At 64.1% G+C, this 21,886-nt stretch carries 21 protein-coding genes; 9 read left to right on the plus strand and 12 right to left on the minus strand.

Going from position 1 to position 21,886, the window contains the following annotated elements:
* Positions 1-34 precede the first annotated feature (34 nt).
* Both LD110_RS04725 and LD110_RS04730 read left to right on the plus strand, forming a co-directional pair.
* Entirely contained in the window at positions 35-1,165 is a 1,131-nt protein-coding gene (locus LD110_RS04725; RefSeq protein ID WP_225496731.1) for an LLM class flavin-dependent oxidoreductase, read from the plus strand.
* On the plus strand, positions 1,162-1,626 hold the full coding sequence (locus LD110_RS04730) for a MarR family winged helix-turn-helix transcriptional regulator (RefSeq protein ID WP_225496732.1): 465 nt from the start codon (positions 1,162-1,164) through the stop codon (positions 1,624-1,626). Before LD110_RS04725 ends, LD110_RS04730 begins: the two co-directional genes overlap by 4 nt.
* A 190-nt stretch (positions 1,627-1,816) precedes the next feature.
* Here LD110_RS04730 and LD110_RS04735 read toward each other — a convergent pair whose 3' ends face one another.
* Both LD110_RS04735 and LD110_RS04740 read right to left on the minus strand, forming a co-directional pair.
* Complete coding sequence (locus tag LD110_RS04735) at positions 1,817-2,623, minus strand: transglutaminase family protein (RefSeq protein ID WP_225496733.1); 807 nt, start codon at positions 2,621-2,623, stop codon at positions 1,817-1,819.
* Positions 2,624-2,698: 75 nt separating this feature from the next.
* Positions 2,699-3,541, minus strand: coding sequence for a hypothetical protein (locus LD110_RS04740; protein WP_225496734.1), 843 nt, complete (start codon positions 3,539-3,541; stop codon positions 2,699-2,701).
* Positions 3,542-3,692: 151 nt separating this feature from the next.
* Between LD110_RS04740 and LD110_RS04745 the strand changes: the two genes are divergently transcribed.
* The 3 genes from LD110_RS04745 (at position 3,693) to LD110_RS04755 (ending at position 5,688) form a co-directional block, all read left to right on the plus strand.
* Positions 3,693-4,358, plus strand: a complete 666-nt coding sequence (locus LD110_RS04745) for a DUF1684 domain-containing protein (RefSeq protein WP_225496735.1) — start codon at positions 3,693-3,695, stop codon at positions 4,356-4,358.
* 85 nt (positions 4,359-4,443) lie between these two features.
* Entirely contained in the window at positions 4,444-5,088 is a 645-nt protein-coding gene (locus tag LD110_RS04750; protein ID WP_225496736.1) for a DM13 domain-containing protein, read from the plus strand.
* Positions 5,089-5,199: 111 nt separating this feature from the next.
* The gene (locus tag LD110_RS04755; RefSeq protein ID WP_225496738.1) at positions 5,200-5,688 is read left to right on the plus strand and encodes a GtrA family protein; all 489 of its coding nucleotides are present in this window, start codon (positions 5,200-5,202) and stop codon (positions 5,686-5,688) included.
* A gap of 69 nt (positions 5,689-5,757) precedes the next feature.
* Here the strand turns inward: LD110_RS04755 and LD110_RS04760 are convergent, their stop codons facing one another.
* The 5 genes from LD110_RS04760 to LD110_RS04780 are packed head-to-tail and all read right to left on the minus strand — an operon-like array spanning position 5,758 to position 11,587.
* Entirely contained in the window at positions 5,758-6,915 is a 1,158-nt protein-coding gene (locus LD110_RS04760; protein WP_225496739.1) for a cysteine desulfurase family protein, read from the minus strand.
* The gene (nadC, locus tag LD110_RS04765; RefSeq protein ID WP_225496740.1) at positions 6,912-7,835 is read right to left on the minus strand and encodes a carboxylating nicotinate-nucleotide diphosphorylase; all 924 of its coding nucleotides are present in this window, start codon (positions 7,833-7,835) and stop codon (positions 6,912-6,914) included. The genes LD110_RS04760 and nadC overlap by 4 nt, the downstream gene beginning before the upstream one ends.
* Positions 7,828-9,540 (minus strand): L-aspartate oxidase, encoded by a 1,713-nt coding sequence (nadB, locus tag LD110_RS04770; protein ID WP_225496741.1) that lies wholly within the window; start codon positions 9,538-9,540, stop codon positions 7,828-7,830. The genes nadC and nadB overlap by 8 nt, the downstream gene beginning before the upstream one ends.
* Before the next feature lie 32 nt (positions 9,541-9,572).
* Positions 9,573-10,880, minus strand: coding sequence for a quinolinate synthase NadA (gene nadA, locus LD110_RS04775; RefSeq protein ID WP_225496742.1), 1,308 nt, complete (start codon positions 10,878-10,880; stop codon positions 9,573-9,575).
* The gene (locus LD110_RS04780; RefSeq protein WP_374200311.1) at positions 10,877-11,587 is read right to left on the minus strand and encodes an NUDIX domain-containing protein; all 711 of its coding nucleotides are present in this window, start codon (positions 11,585-11,587) and stop codon (positions 10,877-10,879) included. Before LD110_RS04780 ends, nadA begins: the two co-directional genes overlap by 4 nt.
* 260 nt (positions 11,588-11,847) lie before the next feature.
* Here LD110_RS04780 and LD110_RS04785 point away from each other — a divergent pair, with 260 nt between their 5' ends.
* Both LD110_RS04785 and LD110_RS04790 read left to right on the plus strand, forming a co-directional pair.
* Entirely contained in the window at positions 11,848-13,248 is a 1,401-nt protein-coding gene (locus LD110_RS04785) for an amino acid permease (protein ID WP_225496743.1), read from the plus strand.
* A 5-nt stretch (positions 13,249-13,253) separates the two neighbouring features.
* Entirely contained in the window at positions 13,254-14,087 is an 834-nt protein-coding gene (locus LD110_RS04790) for an alpha/beta fold hydrolase (protein WP_225496744.1), read from the plus strand.
* Between the two features lie 76 nt (positions 14,088-14,163).
* Here LD110_RS04790 and LD110_RS04795 read toward each other — a convergent pair whose 3' ends face one another.
* Positions 14,164-14,577, minus strand: a complete 414-nt coding sequence (locus LD110_RS04795; RefSeq protein ID WP_225496745.1) for a MarR family transcriptional regulator — start codon at positions 14,575-14,577, stop codon at positions 14,164-14,166.
* A 116-nt stretch (positions 14,578-14,693) separates the two neighbouring features.
* On the opposite strand from LD110_RS04795, the gene LD110_RS04800 reads away from it, so the two are divergent.
* Positions 14,694-15,365 (plus strand): phosphoribosyltransferase, encoded by a 672-nt coding sequence (locus LD110_RS04800; protein WP_225496747.1) that lies wholly within the window; start codon positions 14,694-14,696, stop codon positions 15,363-15,365.
* Positions 15,366-15,571: 206 nt separating this feature from the next.
* On the opposite strand, the gene LD110_RS04805 is transcribed toward LD110_RS04800, so the two are convergent.
* The 3 genes from LD110_RS04805 to LD110_RS04815 form a co-directional block, all read right to left on the minus strand.
* Positions 15,572-16,903, minus strand: coding sequence for an MFS transporter (locus tag LD110_RS04805; protein ID WP_225496749.1), 1,332 nt, complete (start codon positions 16,901-16,903; stop codon positions 15,572-15,574).
* 205 nt (positions 16,904-17,108) lie between these two features.
* Positions 17,109-18,563 carry a 4-hydroxyphenylacetate 3-monooxygenase, oxygenase component gene (gene hpaB / locus LD110_RS04810; protein WP_225496751.1) on the minus strand — a complete coding sequence of 485 codons (1,455 nt, stop codon included), beginning with the start codon at positions 18,561-18,563 and terminating at the stop codon, positions 17,109-17,111.
* 86 nt (positions 18,564-18,649) lie between these two features.
* On the minus strand, positions 18,650-19,138 hold the full coding sequence (locus tag LD110_RS04815; protein WP_225496753.1) for a flavin reductase family protein: 489 nt from the start codon (positions 19,136-19,138) through the stop codon (positions 18,650-18,652).
* Between the two features lie 384 nt (positions 19,139-19,522).
* Between LD110_RS04815 and LD110_RS04820 the strand changes: the two genes are divergently transcribed.
* Positions 19,523-20,272 carry an IclR family transcriptional regulator gene (locus LD110_RS04820; RefSeq protein WP_225496754.1) on the plus strand — a complete coding sequence of 250 codons (750 nt, stop codon included), beginning with the start codon at positions 19,523-19,525 and terminating at the stop codon, positions 20,270-20,272.
* Between the two features lie 35 nt (positions 20,273-20,307).
* Here LD110_RS04820 and LD110_RS04825 read toward each other — a convergent pair whose 3' ends face one another.
* Positions 20,308-21,843: an MFS transporter gene (locus LD110_RS04825; RefSeq protein WP_374200300.1), complete on the minus strand. Its 1,536-nt coding sequence runs from the start codon at positions 21,841-21,843 to the stop codon at positions 20,308-20,310.
* Positions 21,844-21,886: the final 43 nt, after the last annotated feature.

A 21,886-nucleotide genomic window follows, 5' to 3' on the forward strand; every position in this document is an offset into this window, starting at 1 on the left:
CAGAAGGGCACCCGGTACAACAGGAAGGCACACCATGGAGATCGGCGTTTTCAGCGTCAGCGACATCACCACCGATCCGACGACTGGCTACACACCAACTGAGAACGAGCGCATCAAGGCCTCAGTAGAGATTGCCAAGAAGGTCGAAGAAATCGGGATGGACGTGTACGCCATCGGCGAGCACCACAACCGTCCGTTCTTCTCGTCGTCGCCAACCACCACACTCGCGTACATCGCCGCACAGACTGAACGAATCACGCTTTCCACCGCCACCACGCTGATCACCACCAATGACCCGGTCAAGATCGCAGAGGACTTCGCCATGCTGCAGCACCTCGCAGACGGGCGCGTGGACCTCATCATGGGCCGTGGCAACACAGCTCCCGTGTACCCGTGGTTTGGCAAGAACATCCAGGACGGCCTAGAGCTGGCCATTGAAAACTACAGCCTCCTCCGGAAGCTCTGGGACGAAGAGATCGTCAACTGGAGCGGAAAGCACCGGACGCCGCTGCAGAACTTTACGTCCACCCCCCGGCCGCTCGACGGCGTCGCTCCCTTTGTGTGGCACGGATCCATCCGCAGCCCGCAGATCGCCGAAGTGGCCGCCTACTACGGCGATGGCTTCTTCGCCAACAACATCTTCTGGCCCAAGGAGCACTACCAGCAGCTGATTGGACTGTACCGGGAGCGCTATGAGCACTACGGTCACGGCCAGGCGGACCAGGCAATTGTTGGACTGGGCGGTCAATTCTTTATGCGCAAGAACTCGCAGGATGCCGTGCGGGAGTTCCGCCCCTACTTCGACAATGCGCCGGTATATGGCCACGGCCCGTCGCTGGAGGACTTCACCGCACAAACGCCGCTGACGGTAGGCAGCCCACAGGAAGTCATCGAGAAGACGCTGACCTTCCGTGAGTTCTTCGGCGACTACCAGCGCCAGCTCTTCCTGATCGACCATGCGGGTCTTCCGTTGAAGACCGTCCTGGAGCAGCTGGACCTCTTCGGCGAGGAAGTACTCCCGGTCCTCCGAAAGGAATACGCCGACCGTAAACCCGCCCACGTACCCGATGCACCCACTCACGCCAGCCGGGTTGCCGCCCTGCTCGACTCCGCATCCAACCTCGAGTCGACTGAGCGGCAGAAGGCAGAACAGGACGCACAATGACGGAGCAGGCCACATTCTCGGCGGTGCGCCTCGCTGCGGAGACCTGGGAGTCGCTGTTCCGGGCCCAGGTTTCCGTCATGCGGCGGCTGCAGGCCGGTCCGGCGTTCAAACGGCTCCCGGTCAAGGAGTACGACGTCCTCTTCACTCTGTCCCGCTGCCCGTCCGGGCAGCTCCGGCTCAACGAGATCAACGACCATGTCCTCATCCACCAGTCGAGCCTGAGCCGGCTCGTGGACCGGCTCGAGAAACGCGGACTCGTGGAACGGATGGCCGCCCCCGACGACGGCCGCGGAGTCCTGCTGGGCCTCACCGACGCCGGGCGGGAACTACAGCGGGAGATAGGCCGTGACCACGTCAGGGACATCGCGGCGCTCATCGGGCCTGCACTCACGGTAGAGGAACAGCGTGAACTGCTGAGGCTGACGGAAAAGCTCCGCGGGGCACTGCCCCGTGGCCGCTAGGTCCAGGCCGCCCAAGTGCTAGCTCCGCGGGGCCCTGCCCCGTGGCCGCTAGGTCCAGGCCGCCCAAGTGCTAGCTCCGCGGGGCGCTGCCCCGCGGCCGCTAGGTCCAGGCGGCCCAGGCGCTGATCCGCTAATGCGGGACCACACAGTGCAGGACGAGCTAGGGCAGGACAACACAGTGCAGGACGAGCTAGTGCAGGACGACGAGCTTCGAAGCGTCCTCTTCCGGCAGATCATCCGCCACGGCACTGACCTTGATGGACGAGAGTGACAAGCTACCGCCAACCGTTGACAGGAAAGCGGTGTCCGAAGAGTCCCGCCCTGCAGTGATCCGCAGCATCGTTTCGCGCGGAGCGAGTCCTGTGGGGTCGATCACGTGCCAGGCATCGTTCACATAGCCCTCAGCGACGGCGTGGAAATCCATCGGGCTCAGCCCAGGTGCGTAAACGGCTGTCAAGCGAGCAGGGATGTCCTTGGACCTCAGGAGCGCGATGGCCAGGTGCGCAAAGTCGCGGCACACGCCACGGCGGTGCAGGAGGGTCTCCACTGCCCCGTCGGTGCCTCGTGAAGATCCGCTGATGTAGCGGAGCTCTTTGCCGACCCAGTCCCGAACTGAGCGCAGCAGCGCCTCGCCCTGGAGCGCGCCAAACTCGGCATACGACGTGGGAAGGAGCCGGTCCGATTCCGCATAGCGACTAGGCCGGACATACCGAATCAACTCCATACGGCCAGGCTCTTCAGCCACTGCGGTCCCCACTACGGTCGCCTTGTAGTCGACGGTGACCACACTCGGATCCACGAACTCCATGTAGTGGAAGCGGCCCCCGTGCTGGTCCTCAAGTTCACGAAGCGGGACGTCAGCGCCATCCGAGGTAGTCACCGTTAGGGACTCCGTCAGCGAGGAGTAGCCGGAGTTGCGCGCAACGGCAACGGCGAGCGCGACTTTGGTGTTGGCGACGGTCTTGAATTCAAGGTGGGCGGCAACAGTGCGTTCCAAAATGGGTACTTTCCAGGCGTAGTGTGTGGCGGAACAGCCCCCAATGCCGCCCGATGTCCTAAGTGGCCGCCCTGACTACAGATTGACCTTCAGTGACAGTAGCATCCGTTGGACGTTGGCGAATTCCGAGCCCTCGTTGACGTACTTCGACGCTTGGTCCAGCGTGTCGAAAGACTTTGCCGGCGCGACCTTCTCATCAGGAGCGAAGGCCCGCAACGAAGGCAGGTCGCCGAAGTAATAGTCGCCCTTCCCGGCCGGCCCTTGAATAACGTTGCGCAGGGTGCACGCCTTGCCATCGGTCCCGCCAACGGCATTGGTGATTCCATACGATCCGAAGAACTTGTAGCCCTGGATCACGCGGTAGACGACCCTGGGCGGAATGGTGCCCTCCCCCGTGGCAGCGGGCAGGCTCACGGGAACACTGCTGACCACGACGTAGGGCTTTGCCGCATCTGCCGCACAGGGCTGCGTTGTCCCGGGTGCCAGTCCGGTGTGCAGGGTTGCCAAGTAACGGCCTGCTGCATCCTTGACCTCAATCTTGAGGGCTCCCGGCAGGGACCCTGAATCCGGCGTCACGGACTGTGCGATCCAGTCCTGGGGGAGGTCGAAGGAGACTTTGCGGCCGGGGTCCGAATAGTTCTTCCAGGCTGCGGCGGTGGCTCCCGGAGAAGGCGAGGCGCCGCTGGCGCCAGGGGACGCCGTCGTCGAACTTCCAGCGGTTGGGGTGCCGGACGCTCCTCGTGTGGGAGCGGGCGACGCCGAGTGGGACTCCGGCTGGGCCGTCCAGGCAGGCGTTCCCTTGCTGTCGCTGCCGCAGCCCGTCACCAGGGCAGCGGCAGCCACGACGAGCGCCGCCACGGATAGCGCCTTCGGCAGTTGTGGCCCGTTGATGGTCAGGAATGTGCCGGTCCCTTTCATACGCCCAGCCTAGCGGGGGCGGCTGGTCGGGCGTCCTTGTGGGTGATCGGCGTTTCGCTCGTGTTGGATCGGATAGTGTTCGCGAGACCCGCGGGGGCGTCCGGGACTATCCGGGACTAGGCTGGGTGCATGACTGAGCTGGGCTGGTTCCATGAGTGAGCTGGATGAGGCCGAGGAAGCAATTGCCCACATGTCCGCCGTCGATATCGCCGACTGGCGCTTGCGCAATTTCGCTATTTACGAGACCGTCCGGCGCTTGGCGGCGGAGGACCCCGCGGAGGCCCACGGTTTCTGGCGTGCGGAGCGGGACGCCATCTTTGGCACGCATCCGGCGTCGGCACTGACTCCTGCCGCCAAGGCCTCCTTCCGGGGGCTGCGGACGGCAGAGTACGACCCGAGCTACCGTTTCCGCTCTGTTCTGCAGCCTGAGGGCGCCGGCCAGGAAATGAATGTCCACACCGGAACGGACGGGGTTGTGCCGTTCCGTCGTTTGGGCACTTTCCAGTTGCCGGGCCTGGGGAAGCTGGCCGCTTGGCGGCTCCTGGGTTACGGCGGCGGGATCTTTGTCCCCTTCCGGGATGCCACCGCCGGGAAACCGGGTGGAAGCTATGGCGCAGGACGCTACCTGATTGACACGATCAAAGGTTCGTTCCTCGGACTGCACGGAATCGGCGATTCTGCCGAATTCATCCTCGATTTCAATTTCGCGTACAACCCTTCGTGTGCGTACAACGAGGCGTGGGCCTGTCCCCTTGCCGGACCTGACAACCGTTTGGCCGTCGAGGTGCCCGTGGGTGAGCTGTACCCGCCGCTGTAAGCACATGTAGCCGCTGTAGGCACCTGTAAGCGGACGGTAATCTCTGGGCGGCGACGTGGCGGAAACGTCGGCCTAGCCTTGAAGCATGGAAACCAACACGCGGGTTAGGGGCGCCACAGTGATCCGCGCTGCGGTCCGCAAACATCCCCTGGCCACATCCGGAGTCCTGATAGTGGTCCTGGTGCTGCTCGCCGTCGGCGCCTACCTCTTCCAGCCTTGGCGGATCTTTACGAGCAGTGTAGTCAATGAGTCCTTGCCCGGTTCCAGCACTTCAGCTGCCGCGGGTTCGCCCTCCTCGCCTTCAGCGCAGTCCTCTCCGCAGTCTTCTGCGGGGTCGACGGCGGCTGAAGCGTCCGGCAGCAGGCCCTTGAACAGCGCCCCGCCCGCCGCGCCAGTTGTTGTTTCCACCGGTGCCTTCCAGTCACAGGAGCACACCACCACCGGGACAGCCAGCCTGGTCAGGCTCCCGGACGGCAGCCATGTGGTCCGCTTGGAAAACCTGGCAAGCAGTGACGGTCCGGACGTCAAAGTGTGGCTCAGCGATCAGGCAGCCGGAGGCGATTGGTTCAAATACCGCAACGGCCGATACCTGGACCTGGGACCCGTCAAGGCCACCCACGGCAACCAGAACTACGTGGTTCCGGCCGGTGCAAATGTTTCGGGCCTGGCAACCGTAGTGCTTTGGTGTGACCGTTTCAGCGTGGCGTTCGGTTCCGCCGCTCTGGGTTGAACGGCGCGCTGGGCTGAAGGGCGCTCTGGGTTGAAGAGCGCCCTCAGCTGATTCAATGAACTCAAGGGCCACACTTGGCTAACGTCCGGCCTCATGTGAAAGGCTTAGGGCATGGAGACCCGCGCTGTTGCCACCGCACAGCGCAAAGTGTCCCCCTCAAGGTCCTTATCCACGCGCCACCGCAAGGGTTTGCTGAAATACCCGGTGGTGCGTCAGCTGATCCGGTTCACAGGAGTAGGCATAGTCTGCACCGTGACGTCGCTGGCCCTTTATGCAGTGCTCCGTCCGTGGATTGGCGCCCAGCCAGCCAACGCGGCCGCCCTCATCATCACGTCCGTCATGAATACGGCGATGAACCGCCGGCTGACCTTCAAAATCGCCGACAAACGTCGTGTGCTGCAGGACCACCTTCATGGACTTTTGGTGATGGCGTTGGCGCTGGTCATGACCGGCGGAAGCTTGGCAGTGCTGCACTGGGTTCGGCCGGAGGCGGATGTTGCCGAGGAGCTTTGGACAACCACCGTTGCCGGCTGGTTTGCGACGGCGGCGAGGTTTTGGCTGCTGCGGCACTGGATTTTCCGCCGGGCGCGCCACATCTGAGACGGGCCGCATCCGGGTTTGCCCCGCCTGACGGACCCTGCTTGTGACGAACCTGGACCGGACGGTGGACTAGCGCCTTCCCAGCCCCTGAACGAGCCCGACGGCTTCATACACGGCTGTGGCGGCCTGGGACAGTTCCGCCTCGGTGACGGTGGAATTGAAGCTGAACCTCACCGCTGTCTGTGCCACAGCGGGGTCAATTCCGAGGGCCAGCAATACCGGGGACGGCGCGTCGGAACCCGCGGCACATGCCGAACCACTGGAACAAACCACACCAAGCCGTTCCAGTTCGAGCAGCACGGACTCGCCGCTTGTACCAGGGAAGCAGAAAGAAGCCACCGACGGGAGCCGAAGCTCAGGGTGTCCGGTCAGGATGGCCCCCGGCACCTCGGACAACACCCGCCGAATGAACTCGTCGCGTAAGCCGCTCACCCTGGAATGCAGGGTGGCCTGTTCGGCATGGGCCAAGGTAAGTGCCGTTGACAGGGCCACGGCGCCCGCAACGTTCTCCGTACCGGAGCGGCGTCCGCGTTCCTGGCCTCCGCCGTGGACCAGTGGTTCCAGCTTTTGCCGCCCGCGGGCATAAAGGACCCCGGAACCCTTTGGGGCGCCGATCTTGTGCCCGGAAATGCTCATGGCATCCACGCCCAAAGATTCGACGTCGAGCGGCAGCCAACCCGCGGCCTGTACCGCGTCGGTATGGAACGGTACGCCCAGCGAATGGGCCACTCGGGCGAGCTCCGCTACGGGCTGGACAGTTCCCACCTCGTTGTTGGCGTACATGATGCTGGCGACGGCGGTTGTCGGCCGCAGGGCCGCGCGAAACGCGTCCGGGGTAACCACGCCGTAGCCGTCAACCGGGACGACGTCGACCACAAAACCGTGTACCCGCTCGAGGTAACGCGCGGATTCCTCAACCGCCGGGTGCTCGATTGCGCTGATCAGCACCCGGTCGAGTGAGGGATCCTGCGCCCGGCGCGCCAAAGCAAGGCCCTTGACCGCCAGGTTGTCGGCCTCGGTGCCGCCGGACGTGAATGTGACGTCGCCTGGACGGCAGCGAAGAACCTTGGCCACGGAGGCTCGTGCGGATGCCAGTCCGTTCGCCGCAGCCTCACCGAGGGTGTGATGGCTCGAGGGATTTCCGAATTCACCTGTCAGGAAAGGCCACATCGCCTCGAGCGCCTCACGGCGCACGGGTGTAGTCGCGGCTGCATCCAGGAAGATCACGGTGCCACTGCCGCTGTTTCATCCAAGCGGTGGGCTGCGTCTGCACCCGGAGCTATGTCCAGCGTTACGTCCAAACCAAGGTCCAACGCTGCAACGCTGTGAGTCAGGCCTCCGATGGAAATGACGTCCACGCCGGCTGCAGCGATGTCAGCAACGGTTGCGAGGTTGACGTTTCCACTGGCCTCAACGATTGCCCTGCCGGCCACCTGCTGCACGCCCGCACGCAGCTCCTCCAGCGAGAAATTGTCCAGCATGATGGTGTCCACCTGGGCGGCCAGGACGGGCTCGATTTGATCGCGACTGTCCACTTCGACTTCGAAGTGGGTGGTGTGCCCCAGCTGTGCCTTGGCCGTGGCCAAAAGGGCAGTCAGTTTCCGCGCGTCTCCACCGGTCATAACAGCCAGGTGGTTGTCCTTGGCCAGGACAGCGTCAGAAAGGCTGTACCGGTGGTTGGCTCCACCGCCGCAGCGGACCGCGTACCGTTCCAGGACCCGCAGCCCCGGCGTGGTCTTTCGAGTGTCGGTGATCCGGGCCTTTGTGCCTTCCACGAGCCGGACGAACTCTGCCGTCTTAGTGGCGATGGCGCTCATACGCTGCGCCAGGTTCAGTCCGACCCGTTCCGCGAGCAGCACCGAGCGGGCCCTGCCGCTGACGCGCGCCAGCTGCGTTCCGGCGTCGAACGCCTCACCGTCCGCCAGCAGCAGTTCCACTTCCGTTTCCGGGTCCACCAGCTTCATGGCGTCCCGGAAGACAGTTCCTCCGCTAAAAACGCCGGGCACCCGCGCGTTGAGGACGGCCGTGGCCCGGGCCTCCGCCGGAATCAACAGCTGCGAGGTAATGTCGCCGTTCGGTGCGTCCTCCGCGAAGGCCCGCTCCAGGATGTCCCGTACGGGCGCGGCGGGGAGGGTCAGGCTAGTCATGGACGAGGCTCGCTTTCCGGCTCATGGTGTATCGATGGAGAAGATCGTTGTGGGCAGGCGGCTGTGGCGCGTCACTGCGGTAGTGGGCGCCCAGCGAGGAGGTTCGCGCCTGGGCAGCCTGCACCAGCAACTGGGCGGCCAGCAGGAGGTTGGCGTCCTCATGGGCCTTGGGGTCCAGAGCGTCGGCGGCCAGCTCAGGAAGTACGACGGCGGCCCACTCGCCCAGGGTGTCCGCCGCGGACTGGAGCAACTCACCATTCCGCAAAACCCCGGCATTGGCTGTCAGGAGCCTTTGCAGTGCTGTGCGTGAGAAGGGAGGGACTGGATCTCTCTTGTCCAGGCCCCTCGTCCCAAATACAAGGGCCGGCTTGGGCGTTCCGTCGCCTGGCGCTCCAGAAGAACGACGCGCGGGAACCACAGCCTCATCCCCTTGGGATAGGAATGCCTCAACGGCCCTGCGCCCGAACACGAGCCCCTCGAGCAAGGAGTTGCTGGCAAGCCGGTTGGCGCCTTGGACGCCGGTGCAGGCGACCTCCCCCGCAGCGAGCAGTCCCGGCACGGAAGTACGTCCGTCCAGGTCCGTCAGGACGCCGCCCATCCAGTAGTGGGCCGCCGGCGCCACAGGCACAAGCTCCCTGGTCCAGTCGACGCCTGCCTGGGCGGTGCGGACGGTGATTGTCGGGAACCGCTTGGCAAGGAAGCCCGGCCCTTTGGCCTGCTCTATCACAGTGGCGTCAAGGAACACATGGCCGTTGGGAGTGCCCAGGGAAGCCAGGTGCAGGGCAATGCTCCTGGAAACAACGTCCCGGGGCGCGAGTTCGGCGTCCACGTGGTAGTCGGGCATGAAACGGTAACCGTTGGCGTCAACGAGGACTGCTCCCTCACCGCGTACTGCCTCCGAAATCAGGAGCGGCTCCGGTGCAACACCGCCGACCCCTGCGCCCTGGACCATGCAAGTGGGGTGGAACTGGAAGAATTCCACGTCTGCCACAGCTGCTCCGGCACGCCAGGCGAGCGCGACTCCGTCTGCCGTGGCTATGGCGGGGTTGGTGGTCTGCGCAAAGAGACGGCCTGCTCCCCCGGTGGCGAGCAGCACTGCATCGCCAGTAACGGCTTCCAGTCGCCCGGCGTGCAGGTACTCGACGCCGGACACGCGGCCGGAGTCCTGTATCAGGGAGGTTGCCTGGGTGTTGGCAAGGACGCGAATGCGGCCCCGGCCTCGTGCTTCCGGGCCGTCCTGTGCCGTCAGGACGGCTGCGATCAGGGCGCCCGAAATTCCGGCGCCGGTCGCGTCGCCGCCTGAATGCAGGATGCGGGGTGCGGAATGCGCCGCCTCCAGTCCCAAGGCGTGCGCTCCATGGTCATTCACGTCGAAAGGCACGCCGAAGCGGACAAGTCCCGCAATGTCCTTGAAGGCCTCCCGGCACAGTATGCGTACGGCCTCCGGGTCACAGTGTCCGGCCCCGGCCGACAAGGTGTCTTCGATGTGCGCAGCCACTGTGTCGCCGGGCGCAGGCTGCTCCAGAACCGCCGAGATTCCGCCTTGTGCATACGAAGTGTTGCTGTCAGCAAGGGATGCCTTGCTCAGCAGCACAACGTCAGCACCGCCTTCGGCAGCCAGCAGGGCAGCGTACAAGCCTGCGATGCCGCTACCGACGACGACCAGCTTGCGCCGTACGGCGGAAGGGTGGGGTGCCTGGTTCACTTGGGCCTCCGAATTTGGCGTACTGTGCGGGCCTAGAGGGGCTTGGCTGCCAACATGCGCTCGAGGGCGATCTTGGCGTTGTCCTGAACGTCGTCGTCCACTGCGATGCGGTTGACGATGCGGCCTTCCACGAGTTCCTCCAGGACCCACGCCAGGTAACCCGGGTGGATGCGGTACATCGTGGAGCACGGGCAGATAACCGGGTCCAGGCAGAAAATGGTGTGCTGCGGGTTCTCCGCCGCCAGCCGGTTCACCATGTTGATCTCGGTGCCGATGGCGAATGTGGTGGGCTCGGTGGCTGCGGCGATGGCCTTCTTGATGAAGTCCGTGGAACCGGCTGAGTCGGCAGCGTCCACAACTTCCATGGGGCACTCGGGGTGGACGATCACCTTAACGCCCGGGTATTCCTGCCGGGCCTTTTCGATCTGGCCCACATTGAAGCGCTTGTGGACCGAGCAGAAGCCGTGCCAGAGGATCACGCGGGAGTCCAGGAGGGTTTGCTGGTCGTTGCCGCCCAGTTCCTTGCGGGGGTTCCACATGGGCATCTGCTCGAGCGGCACACCCAGGGCCTTGGCGGTGTTGCGTCCCAGGTGCTGGTCAGGGAAGAACAGGACACGCTGGCCACGTTCGAAAGCCCATTCAAGGACGGTTTTGGCATTAGACGACGTGCACACAATGCCGCCGTTGCGACCACAGAATGCCTTGAGCGCCGCGGAGGAGTTCATGTAAGTGACGGGAATGACGGGTACCCGGCCCGCATCGTCCGGCTCCGTCCCGAACAGTTCCTCAAGCTGTTCCCAGCACTCTTCCACCGAATCCGTGTCAGCCATGTCAGCCATGGAGCAGCCGGCAGCGAGGTTGGGCAGGATCACGGCCTGTTCCGGAGTGGACAGGATATCAGCGGTTTCAGCCATGAAATGGACCCCGCAGAAAACGATGGCTTCCGCGTCCGGACGAGTCAGGGCGGCATTGGCCAGCTGGAAGGAGTCGCCTACGAAATCGGCGTACTTGACCACCTCGTCGCGCTGGTAGAAGTGGCCCAGGATGACCGCCCGGTCGCCCAGGCGTTCCTTGGCTGCCAGAATCCGGGCGTCCAATTCCTCGTCGCTGGCCAGCTTGTATTCTTCGGGCAACTGACCCTGCCGCGGGGTTGCCGCGGGGGCGGAGTCCAAGCTGGAGGCACCTGGACCGTAGGCGGGAATACCGGCGAGGGCCTCAGCCAGATCATATTCCCAAGGGCCGGAAGCGAGCGCCGGGCTGCACGTAGCTCCCCTGGCGGATGCGCCGCGTTCGGCTTCCTCGCGGGTAATGAGCTGGATCGCCGTATTGACGCTGGTCATGGTGTACTCCTGTTGTCTGGCCCGAGGCCGGGCGCGCCGGTGAAGCGGTAGAGGCGGGGCGGACGGTGCTTGCCGCCCTGCAGGTACTCACCGGTTGCCTCGATTTCCGGTGTTGCTTTGAGTTGCCGCCTGAAATTGGCAGGGTCCAGCCGGCAGTCCAGGACGGCCTCGTAGACCTCCCGTACTTGCGCAAGCGTGAAGAACTCGCCCAGTAGGTGGTAGGCGATAGAGCTGTAGGCCATCTTGTTGCGGAGCCGCCAGAGCGCATAGTCCACGATCGCGTTGTGGTCGAACGCCAGTTCATCGAGGCGGTCCGCGTGGAACCAGCGAACGTTCTCCGATTCGTCGGCGAGCGCTGCCTCCGTCGGCTGGACCAGCGCCCAGTAGACGATGGACACCACCCGCTGCGTAGGTGACCGGTGGAGGCCGCCAAACGCGTAAAGCTGTTCGAGGTACTCCGGAGCCAGCCCGGTTGTGTCCCGAAGGTTCCTGGCGGCAGCATCCTGTAGGGATTCATCGTGCACTAGCGGACCGCCGGGCAGCGCCCACAGTCCCTTGTAGGGCTCCCTGATGCGGCGGACGAGGGGCAGCCAGAGGGCTTTTCGGCCGCTGGGGCCATCGGACCGCAGGGCGAAAATCACCGTGGAGATAGCCAACGACGGCGGCGCAAGCCTGCGTTCGGCAACATTGGCTGAGCTTGTGTACACGGTTTTCACCCCGCTTCCGGCATCGTCGACGCGTTCACGATTAGTTAAAGTCACATTGACTAGAACTAATGGTAAGGGCGGCGCCGGACGAATCCAAATGATTCCGGCATGTGAACGCCCCTTGCCAACGTGGGGTAAATTCATTGGGTCCCATCAGGACACGTCGAACCACGACACGCAGGCGGCCAACTTCCGCCGGTCCAGGCGATCCGCCCGCCGGCAGCCGCAGGCAAGACAGCCATCCACAAGAAGGTATCTGCATGACAAAGATGTCCAGGCCATCCATGAAGCCGCGCCAGTTGACCATGATGGGACTCGGCAGTGCCATAGGCGCAGGCCTCTTCCTCGGCTCGGGGGCAGGAGTTAGCGCCGCTGGCCCCGCAGTGCTGATCTCATACCTGGTGGCAGGCGCACTGATCATCGTGGTCATGTGGGCGCTCGCCGAAATGGCCGCCGCGGATCCCAACGTCGGAGCATTCTCCATCTATGCCGGGAAGGCACTGGGCCCAACGGCGGGAGCGACAGTTGGCTGGTTGTGGTGGCTGCAACTGGTTGTGGTGATAGCAGCCGAGGCTCTGGGCGCAGCCGGACTCCTAGCTTCCGTATGGCCGGCGCTTCCTGTGTGGGCACTCGCACTGCTTTTCCTATCACTGCTCACTGCGGTCAATCTGAGCGGAGTTCGGAATTTCGGCGAGTTCGAGTTCTGGTTCGCCATCCTCAAAGTGGCGGCCATCGTGGCTTTCCTTGCCATAGGGGCAGCGCTGCTCCTTGGACTCCTCCCTGACGTCCACTCCCCGGGACTCAACAACATCACCGCAGACTTTGCCCCGTCGGGCTGGACCGGCATCGCCACCGCACTGTTCGTAGTGGTCTTCGCCTTTGGTGGCACCGAAATCGTCAGCGTTGCGGCAGCGGAGACGGCCGATCCTCGGCGCAGCGTCAGACGAGCCGTTAAGACAGTGCTGTGGCGGATCCTCGTCTTCTACATCGGATCGGTGTTTGTTATCGCGGCGGTCCTTCCGGCCGGTTCTGCAGGACTCGCCTCGCCGTTCGCCGGCGTTCTGGACTCTGCGCGGATTCCCGGTGCTGGCACAGCGATCACCCTGGTAGCCGCCGTCGCGCTTCTTTCGGCATTGAACGCCAACCTGTACGGCGCCTCGCGGATGCTCTGCTCCCTCGCGGACAGGGGCGAGGCACCAGTGCGGTTCGCTCGAGTGAGCCGAAACGGCGTGCCGCTTGCCGCCGTCGTTGTTTCCGTCCTGTTCGGGCTGGTCGCGGCCGTGCTCGAACTTTTGTTCCCCGCCGCGGTGCTCCCGGCGCTGCTGAACCTGGTCGGGTCAACATGCCTGGTGGTTTGGGGTGCGGCTTTGGTTTCGCAGTACATCCTTCGACGCCGGGCGGACCGCTTGGGCATGCCTCTCCCATTGCGGATGGCGGCCTTCCCTGCTGTCACCGTGGGCGGCATGGTTCTGCTCGCGGCTGTGGTTGTTGTTGGACTGTTGTCGCCGTCGAGCGCCGCGCAACTGGCGGGCACTTCGCTACTGGTGGCGGCAATCGCCGCGGCGTGCCGAATCGCCGCAGTGCGGCGCAACCGCCGGGTACAGTGGGGGCAAGGCACCGACGCGCCGGTTCCAGCGGGCGCAGTAGTTGATGAGGACTGAACACCATGAGCGGCAGGCACACCGGAGAGCAGCACGCCCACACAGTTGAAGGCACCGACCCCGGACTGTACGTCGAGGTCCATGACCCGGCCCCGGGAAAGGACGCAGCCCTGCGGCCGATCCTGCTGATCCACGGTTTTTCCTCGTCCACCAAGTTGAACTGGGGCGACACCGGTTGGATTTCGGCCCTTCAAAATGCCGGTCGCCGCGTCATCGCTGCCGATCTTCCGGGCCACGGGCGCAGCGGATCGCCGGAGGATCTGGACTCCTACTCGCCCAGCCGGATCCGTGCGGACCTCCTCCAGATAGCCTTCGACGCCGGAGCGCGACCGCTGCGGGATGGTGACCCTTCCAGCGGCCTGGACATCATCGGCTACTCGCTGGGTTCACGGCTCGCCTGGGAATTCGGCGCCACCCAGCCGGAGCTGGTGCACCGCCTGGTCCTTGGCGGTCCGAATACCCAGGATCCGTTGGCCCAGTTCGACCTGGTCGCGGCGCAGAGGCACCTCGCTGACGGAACACCAATCGCCGACGCGTCGACGGCCGGACTGCTCAAAATGGCGCAGCTGCTGCCCAGCAACGATCTCTTTGCCCTGCTGACCCTGGTAGAGGCCATCAAGGGTGAACCCTACGACCCTGCCGAGGCCGTACCGCACATGCCCATCCTCCTGGTGGCCGGAGACCAGGACGAACGGGCCGAAACCCTGCCAGACCTGGCCGCCATCGCAACAAAGGCCGGAACCATCGTTGAGCAGGTGCTGGTGCCTGGGCGGACCCATACCAACACCGTGACCAGCAGGGTGTTCAAAGACGCTGCCATAGAGTTCCTGGCCGCCTAGCCCTGTTACGGGTCCCGAGGAAAACGGAATTGGTGGTTGCCCTGCCTCGCGAGGACGTGAGGTTGTGGAGTTCCGCTCATCGGGCGAGGCGCTCGGCGTTGAGGCTCATCCGTTCCAAGACGCTCAAGGCTATGGCGTATTCGTCGTAGCCGATGCCCGCCGTCAGCTCCTTGCGGGCGTCATCCACCATTCGGTTGGCCGCGGCGTGCAGGGCGCGGCCCTGTTCGCTCAGCGTCAGGCGTCCGTCCAGCAGGATTATTAGCCCGCGCCCCACCAAACTGGCCAGCTCGCGTTCCCGCTTGGCGTCGTCGTGCTCCCAAAACGGACGGAGAGTCTCCGCCAGGTCGTCGGGCAGCAGTGGCGAGTCCGCCAACACGTTAAGCGTCTGCCATTGGCGGCGGCTGAGTTTCAGCCGAGCCAAGGTGCCGTCCAAATGGGCTTCGAGGTCGGCGTCCAGGCGCTTGAGCCAGTATCCGATGGGCTTGTTCACAGGCTCATCGTGGCAGGGTGCGGGGCCAGGCAGCAAGCATCCGCCAAGCCGCTCTGTTAGGGCGTCGCACGAGTAGGCTGGGCATAGCGGCGAACACAAAAGTGGAAGTAGGACTGATGGCTATGCGCTTCGCGGACCGCGCCGACGCTGGAAGGCGCCTGGCTGCTGGACTGCCGCAGCTTCGCGAACTGCCGGACACCATTTTCCTGGGACTCGCCCGGGGAGGCGTCCCGGTTGCTGCCACGGCCGCCACGGCACTGTATCAACCATTCGCTGCGCTCTTGGTCCGCAAACTCGGCATTCCAGGGCATGAAGAAACCGCCTATGGCGCCTTGGCCTGGTCTGCCGGGCGCATTGTGCGCATCGTCAACAAGCCCTTGATGGAGAAGATCCGGCAGCACGGTATCCGCCAGGAATGGCTGGACGACGTGGAGACCCGCGAGCGCAGTGAGCTGTTGCGCCGAGTGGAAAAATACCCCCGTATCAACCAGAACCTCGATGGCAAAACGGTGGTTCTGGTAGACGATGGCCTGGCAACAGGGGCCACCATGCGTGCCGCTGTTGAAGCCGTCCGGGTGCAGCGGCCCGGGAAGGTAGTGGTCGCGGTCCCGGTCGGATCCGTGGAAGCCACCGAGTCCCTGGCCAGGGTCTGCGATGCCGTCATCTGCCTCTACACTCCGGGGCGGTTCAATGCGGTGGGCGCCTTTTACGAGCATTTCGAGCAGCTCAGCGACAATGACGTCATCCGGATCCTCGACGCCGCCAAACTTCCTTCAGCTGGCCGCTGAACGGGCTTCGGCCACATCTGGCTGGCATGCTCCCCACCTGGGCGATCCCGCGTTGCGAGGGTCCCTCGTCAGCGCCGCTTGGCGTTTTCAGATCGGGCGAGCCGTCGGGTTAAAGGCGCCTGCCGCCGTCGGACCCTCATCCGACGGCGGCAGCCGGGTTAACGGCGCGGGCCGCTACTTGGCCCGGTTGCAGCGCCCGGTGGCGTCTAGTGGGAGCTGTAGCCCAATGGACGTCCGCGGGTTTCGCGGGCCAGGACAACTCCCAGGGCCGAGACGACACAGAGGACCATGATGTAAATGCCCACGGAACCGGACCATTTGGTGCTGTCAAGGAGTGCCTGGGCGATCATGGGAGCAAAGGCTCCGCCCAGGATCGCGCCAAGCGCGTAGCCAATGGAGATGCCTGAGTAGCGCACCTGGGCCGGGAACATTTCCGCGTACATGGCGGACATCGGGCCATAGGACAGGCCCAGCCCAATCGTCAGGACGAAGAGCGCGGCCCCGTACAGCGTGAGGTCCTTGGAATCGATCATCGCGAACAGCGGGATCATCCAGACAAACACCAAGGCGTAGCCGAGCAGGAACGTCTTGACTCGGCCAATCTTGTCGGACAGCCAGCCGCCCACCATGGTGAAGATGAGCCAACCGAACGAGGCGATCGTCGTGGCAAGCAAGATCGGCGGCGCGGGCATCTTCAGGGCTTTGGTGGCGTAGGAGATAAAGAAGGCGATCAGCAGGTAGCCTGCGGCGTTGTTGGCTATGAAGATCAGGGCCGCGAGGATGACCTCCTTGCTGTTCTCGCGGAACAGCTCACCCAGTGGGGCCTTGCTTTCGGCCTTGCGCTGGGCGATTTCCTTGAAGACCGGGCTTTCTCCCACGGCCCGGCGGATGAGGTAACCCACCACAATCAACACAAGAGACAGCAGGAAAGGAACCCGCCAACCCCACGTCGTGAGTGCTTCCTTGGACATGCTGGAGGTTAGGAAGTACTGCAGGCCCGTGGCCAGGATCATGCCAATCGGAACACCGATCTGTGGGTAGGCGCCAAACAGTCCGCGTTTTGGCTTGGGGGCATGTTCCACGGCCATCAGGGCTGCGCCGCCCCATTCGCCCCCGGCGGAGAAGCCCTGGGCAACGCGGAGCGCGATGAGCAGCACGGGCGCCCAGAAGCCGATGGCCTCGTATGTCGGCAACAGGCCGATGAGCGCGGTAGCAGCGCCCATCGTCACGAGTGTCATGACCAGTACCGCCTTCCGGCCCAACCTGTCCCCCAGGTGTCCAGCGACAACACCACCCAGTGGACGGAAAAGGAAGCTGATGCCGATAGTGGCGAAGGACAGTATTTGGGCCAGGCCCGGGTTGGATTTCTCCAACGGCGACAGGAACAACGGCGACAGGAGCGTTGCCGTCAATTGGGCAAAAATAAAGAAGTCGTACCACTCAATGGTGGTTCCTACGAGGGTTCCGGCGAGGACCCTCCGCTCCTCGCGCTTAGTGCTAGGACCGGCCTGGGTGTCGACAGAGGACATTGCGGTCATAAAAACTCCATTGTTTTTGGGGCGTGGGGAACTTCCTGCCTACTGCCTTGGCACATGCCTTGTGGTGGCATCCTTCACGGGGTCACCGGCTCTGGATTACCGACAGAACGGTCAGTTAGGAAAAGGGTACAGTACTTTTTTGTGATTCAGAACACCTATTTCTCGTGACGAGGAGGCACGGACCGCCCACTGCCAACAGACTTTGCTACTCCTCACGGGCCAGGAACTCACGCACCCTCGATCGGGCAGGCTCCCGGTCATAACTGTTCACGAGCGCGCCGGCCATCCGCACGGGATCGCCGAAGAAGAAGTACTCATACAGCGACTGCCGGCCCGCAAAGGAAGAGATACTTGCATCGAACGCAAGCTTGAAGAGCCTGATGCGTTCCGGGCCGGTCAGCGTCTTGGCCTGGAGGTACTTTTCGATGTCAGGCAGGGCTTCGCTGGCAACATCTGCTTCGCCCGGCAGTGCCATAAGTCCGGAGGCGCAGAACTTGCGAATTATCTGCGGGAACCGCTGTGCTACTTTCGGATACCAGTTCCTGGCGGCGTTGAGCGTCGCCCAGCGCGGCAGCATCACGCCGTCGGGACTTGGCGCGGCCTCCGCCTCCGCGGCTGTCATCAGGGCACGCTCGATCTCAACCGTTTCAATCAGCTCCGCGAGGTCCTCCTGGATGTGTTGGAAGCCATCGATGCCAATGGCCCCCGCTATTTCGGATGCCAGGCCCAGGAAGAACTCGCTCTTCGCCAGGGTCCGCGAGACGACTTGGTGCGTCATCAGTGCGCCCGCCCCAGTTTCGGAGTAGAAAGCGTTGCACAATTCCGGATGGCCCAGCATGAAGATCCGCTCGTTCGGCACGAACACGTTGTCAAAGACCACCACCGCGTCCATCTCTTCAAAACGCCCGGCAAGCGGCTCGTCGTGCACGCTGCCGCCGTTGTACAGCGATGCCCTGCACAAGTAGCGCATCCCCTCGGAGTCGTTGGGAACGGCAAAAGCGTAGGAGTATGGCGCATCCTCGGGAGCCGCCCTCAGCAACGTGGAGGGAAACACCAGGAGTTCATCGGCAATGGGGGCGATTGTTGCCAGCATGCGGGCGCCCTGGACGATGATTCCGTCGCCGCGTTCCTCCACCACACGCGCAGCCAACTGCCCGCCCAATTGCTCGGATCCGGATACCGAGCGATTGGCCTGCGGCGGGATAAGCGTGTGTGTGGCAAGCAGATCGTTCTCACGGCACATTTCGTAGTACCGCCTAATGTTTTCGCCAAACATTGGATCTGCCTGGGTAAACCATTTCTCGGCCCCCGCCAAGGCCGTCAGCGCACTGTTCATGTAGTCGCCGGTACGCCCAAGGAATCCGTTCGAGTATTCAGCCCACGTCCTGATAGCAGCGCGGCGCCGGGCCAGGTCCTCTTTGGTCCGGGGCAGCAGGAATGAGGCGTTCACCCGGTCGCCGGTGGTAGGGGATTCGTAGGTCAGCGCCTCCATGTACTGCGGATCGTGCTGCATGTCGAAGAGCTTCGCGTATGTCCGTGCCACCGTTGCGAATGCCGGGTGGTCTGCGACCTTCTCCCTGACCACCTCACCATCAATCAGAATATGAGGCTTCATCGAGTTGAGCTTGTCAAGGTACTGCTGGCCTGTGCGGATTCCCATGGTGCTTCTCCACTCCTTCAATTCGTTCCCGGAAGGGTGAAACTGAACCGTCGGAGCCTCCGGGCCTGGCCTCCGCCGGCCGAAACTCAGAGCAGATCCTCCATTCCCAACTGGCTCTCCGGAATGGTCGTAAATACACTGTTGGCGAACGCCAGCGCGTCGCCGCTGCGGTAGTCGAAGTCCACCACCTCGCCCAGATACAGGGTGTGGTCGCCGCCGTCGTATGCTGCCCATGGCTTGCACTCAAACCAGGCCAGGACCCGGGCCAGCCGGGGGGCAATCGGCCCTTCAACCCACTCAGGCTCAGAACCGGGCCGGCCAGCGAAATGCAGGGCCAGCTGACGCTGCTCCGCGCCTAGGATGTTGACGCTAAAGGGGCGGCCAGCAAGCTCATCATGGGCGCGGGTCTTGCGCGCAATGCTGACCAAGACCAGTGGCGGTTCCATGGACACGGACGTAAAGGAATTGACGGTGATTCCGTGGCGTTTGGTGACACCGTCGAAGGTCACAATGGCCACGCCCGTTGCGAAGCGTCCCAGGCTGCCGCGGAAATGATGCGCGCGCGGTGGTGACATCCAGGGGCGCGGAGGAGGTGCAGCTGCCCGTTCCGCAGGCAGGTTCTGGCCCCCCGCGTCACTTTCGGCGCGAGCGTCCCACCTAAAACGGGCGCTTCCGCCCGTGTCGGCGCCTTCGCCCGGGTTGGCGCCTCCACCGCGACGGCCGGCACTCCCACTGAGACCGGGTGCAGCAATCATCGTTGATCCCCTGTGACACCGGATCGGAGGGCTGGCATTCCCCAGCTATCTGATCCATGATGGTGGTGTTCAATAATCGAACAGGTCATTCCAATATCGCATTACTCAGTTTGAAAATACTCACCCCAGCAACGTTCCACAAGGCCTTCCCTCCCGGGGAAGGACGCCATCCTGCCATACGGCCACCCACATAGGATTGAGCTCATGAGTCCCGTTCGTTCTTCCACTCGTCAGGCGCCAGCACCGGCCGACGCCGCGCAGTCCGTCCCGCCGTCGCAGACTCTTTCCCGAGGCATCAGGGCATTGGAAATCCTGGCGGCGGCCGAGCGGCCCTTATCGATTGCGGAACTCGCCTCGGAAATGGGAGTGCACCGTTCCGTGGCATACCGAATCCTGCGCACCTTGGAAGACCACGCGTTGCTGGTACGGGACGACGCCGGCCGCATGCAGCCGGGCGCGGGCCTTGCCGTCCTGGCGCGCGCAGTTTCGCGTGACCTCCAGACCGCCGCGCTTCCCGAACTCACGCAGCTGGCCAACAGCCTCAACATGACGGCGTTCGTGGCAGTTTGGGACCGGCAGGACTGCGTCACCCTTGTCACTGTGGAGCCGCGACACTCCGCCGCCACGCTGGCCCAACATCCCGGTACGCGGCACTCTGTTACCGCCGGTGCCCCGGGCATCGCGATCCAGTCATCCATGACGGCCGAAGAGTGGTCCGTCCTGGCTCCGGACCTGCCCTATCGTCCCGAAGCAGCTGAAGCCAGGCGACTCGGCTACGCCGCCAGCCACGACGAAGTTATCGCGGGGCTGTCGTCTCTGGCTGCGCCCATCAGGGTACCGGGAAGCCGTCCAGCTGCGATCGCCGTCGTGTATATCCGCCGCGACCAGGATCAGGCCGCCGTCGGCCAGGCGCTGGCTGCAAGCGCTGCAAGAATCGAGTCGCAGCTCGCCTGATCGCCAGGGTCCACCGTTCCAGGCCCTGGCGAGCGCTAGCTCCCGACCTCCCCGGGTTCCCCAGCCCCCCGGCCGTGGCTGATGATTGCGGCTGCGGTCAGCCCCAAAACCAAGAGGCAAGCGGAGGCCCCTGACGCTACAAGGAACGCTGCCGTGTAGCCACTCCCCTGGGCCAGCACACCCGCAAGGAAGGAACCCAATGCGGTTCCCGCAACGATCCCGCTGGCCAATGCCGTCATCACCGTGGCCATCCGGCCGCTCGGTGCAACTAGCCCGCCTATGCTGAATATAGCGACCATCACTGGTCCCACTGGAATGCCAAGAACCAACAGCACCGCCACCATTGGCCCAAGTCCTGACACCGGGTACAGCAAGCCCGTCAAGGCCAGCATGGCTGCCGCTGCGGTCACCCAGCGCGTGCCGATTCCGAATCGCCGCGGCCAGAAGGCAACCGACAACGCGGCGACGGCGGAGCTGAGTCCCATGACCGCATAGAGCAGGCCGGCGAGTTCAGCCTCAGCCACTTCCGCGGCGAAGGCGCTCAGTGCGTTCTGGGTCGCGCCGAAAAACGTGCCCATGCACACCATCGCGAGGACGGGAACCGCAACCCGGAGCCAGCCACCCGTACGCGGCAGGCCAACCGCCGCATGCCCGACGCCGGCAGCCGGCTTGTGCGGTACGGGCACCACCGCCAGGTGGCTGGGGTGGACAGCAAAGGCCGGGACAAAGAATGCGGTCATCGCAGCTGCAACCGCCAAAGGCAGCCACGGAGCCACAAGGCTCGCCAAGGCGCCCACGAGTGCCGGTCCCAGCACAAAAGTGATTTCGTCAGCGGTGCCTTCGTAGGAGAGGGCCGTGTCCAGATCGGCTCGGGCGGAGACAACGCTGCCGGAGGCCGCTACGGTCGCTGCTGGTATCTGGCTACCCCGGGCTAAAGGGGTTAGGGCGGGGTTGTGGTCCCTGGCGGCATACTCTCCCGCGGTGTTCCCTGGGGCGGGCGAACGGTTTTCGATGCTTCGTGTGGTCAGGGCCATCCAGCGGACGCGCGCCATGGGGCCGACCTGCGGACACGTGGCGCCTGCGGCCAGCGCGCACGCAAGCATGGGCCATGACTCCCCTATTCCGGACACGGACGGCATCATGTAGCAGGCCATCAACAGACCGATAACGGCTGCTGTGTTCGCCACTGTCGCCGTAAGCAGTACCAGCTTCTGACCGGACCTATCGGCCCAGGCTCCCAGCAGGGGTGCGCCTAGCGCAGAGCCGATGCCAACGCCGCCGGCAGCCGTGCCACCCAGCGCAAAGGAATGGCTCACGGACGTGACTAATGTGAGGGTGCCTACCGTGAGCATGGCCAGCGGTAAACGAGCAAACAGTCCCAGCGGCAGGAAGCCCCGGCCAGCCAGCTCCGGCAAGCGAGCAAGACGACCCGGCAGGCGCTTGCGCGTGCCTTGTGCCTTAGCGCTGCTTTCTGCGGAACTGCTGCCGTCTACGGAACTCCGGGCATGGTACTCGGTTGCCGGAGTCCCGGCGGAATAAATGTGGGGAGTGGAAGTAGGATGGTCGTTCATGACTCCGGGTTCACCAAATCGAGCGCATCGTCCCTCCTCCCGA

It is taken from the genome of Arthrobacter sp. M4 (genome assembly GCF_020251205.1).
Classification (GTDB): Bacteria; Actinomycetota; Actinomycetes; order Actinomycetales; family Micrococcaceae; genus Arthrobacter.

What these genes read in the sequence shown, in the direction of transcription:
- LD110_RS04750 (WP_225496736.1), top strand. Translation starts at nt 4,444, where the DNA reads ATGGAAACCAACACGCGGGTTAGGGGCGCCACAGTGATCCGCGCTGCG.
- LD110_RS04745 (WP_225496735.1), top strand. Translation starts at nt 3,693, where the DNA reads ATGAGTGAGCTGGATGAGGCCGAGGAAGCAATTGCCCACATGTCCGCC.
- nadC (WP_225496740.1), bottom strand. Translation starts at nt 7,835, where the DNA reads ATGACTAGCCTGACCCTCCCCGCCGCGCCCGTACGGGACATCCTGGAG.
- LD110_RS04785 (WP_225496743.1), top strand. Translation starts at nt 11,848, where the DNA reads ATGACAAAGATGTCCAGGCCATCCATGAAGCCGCGCCAGTTGACCATG.
- LD110_RS04790 (WP_225496744.1), top strand. Translation starts at nt 13,254, where the DNA reads ATGAGCGGCAGGCACACCGGAGAGCAGCACGCCCACACAGTTGAAGGC.
- LD110_RS04825 (WP_374200300.1), bottom strand. Translation starts at nt 21,843, where the DNA reads ATGAACGACCATCCTACTTCCACTCCCCACATTTATTCCGCCGGGACT.
- LD110_RS04820 (WP_225496754.1), top strand. Translation starts at nt 19,523, where the DNA reads ATGAGTCCCGTTCGTTCTTCCACTCGTCAGGCGCCAGCACCGGCCGAC.
- LD110_RS04725 (WP_225496731.1), top strand. Translation starts at nt 35, where the DNA reads ATGGAGATCGGCGTTTTCAGCGTCAGCGACATCACCACCGATCCGACG.
- LD110_RS04730 (WP_225496732.1), top strand. Translation starts at nt 1,162, where the DNA reads ATGACGGAGCAGGCCACATTCTCGGCGGTGCGCCTCGCTGCGGAGACC.
- LD110_RS04740 (WP_225496734.1), bottom strand. Translation starts at nt 3,541, where the DNA reads ATGAAAGGGACCGGCACATTCCTGACCATCAACGGGCCACAACTGCCG.
- nadA (WP_225496742.1), bottom strand. Translation starts at nt 10,880, where the DNA reads ATGACCAGCGTCAATACGGCGATCCAGCTCATTACCCGCGAGGAAGCC.
- LD110_RS04815 (WP_225496753.1), bottom strand. Translation starts at nt 19,138, where the DNA reads ATGTCACCACCGCGCGCGCATCATTTCCGCGGCAGCCTGGGACGCTTC.
- LD110_RS04805 (WP_225496749.1), bottom strand. Translation starts at nt 16,903, where the DNA reads ATGACCGCAATGTCCTCTGTCGACACCCAGGCCGGTCCTAGCACTAAG.
- hpaB (WP_225496751.1), bottom strand. Translation starts at nt 18,563, where the DNA reads ATGGGAATCCGCACAGGCCAGCAGTACCTTGACAAGCTCAACTCGATG.
- LD110_RS04800 (WP_225496747.1), top strand. Translation starts at nt 14,694, where the DNA reads ATGGCTATGCGCTTCGCGGACCGCGCCGACGCTGGAAGGCGCCTGGCT.
- LD110_RS04755 (WP_225496738.1), top strand. Translation starts at nt 5,200, where the DNA reads ATGGAGACCCGCGCTGTTGCCACCGCACAGCGCAAAGTGTCCCCCTCA.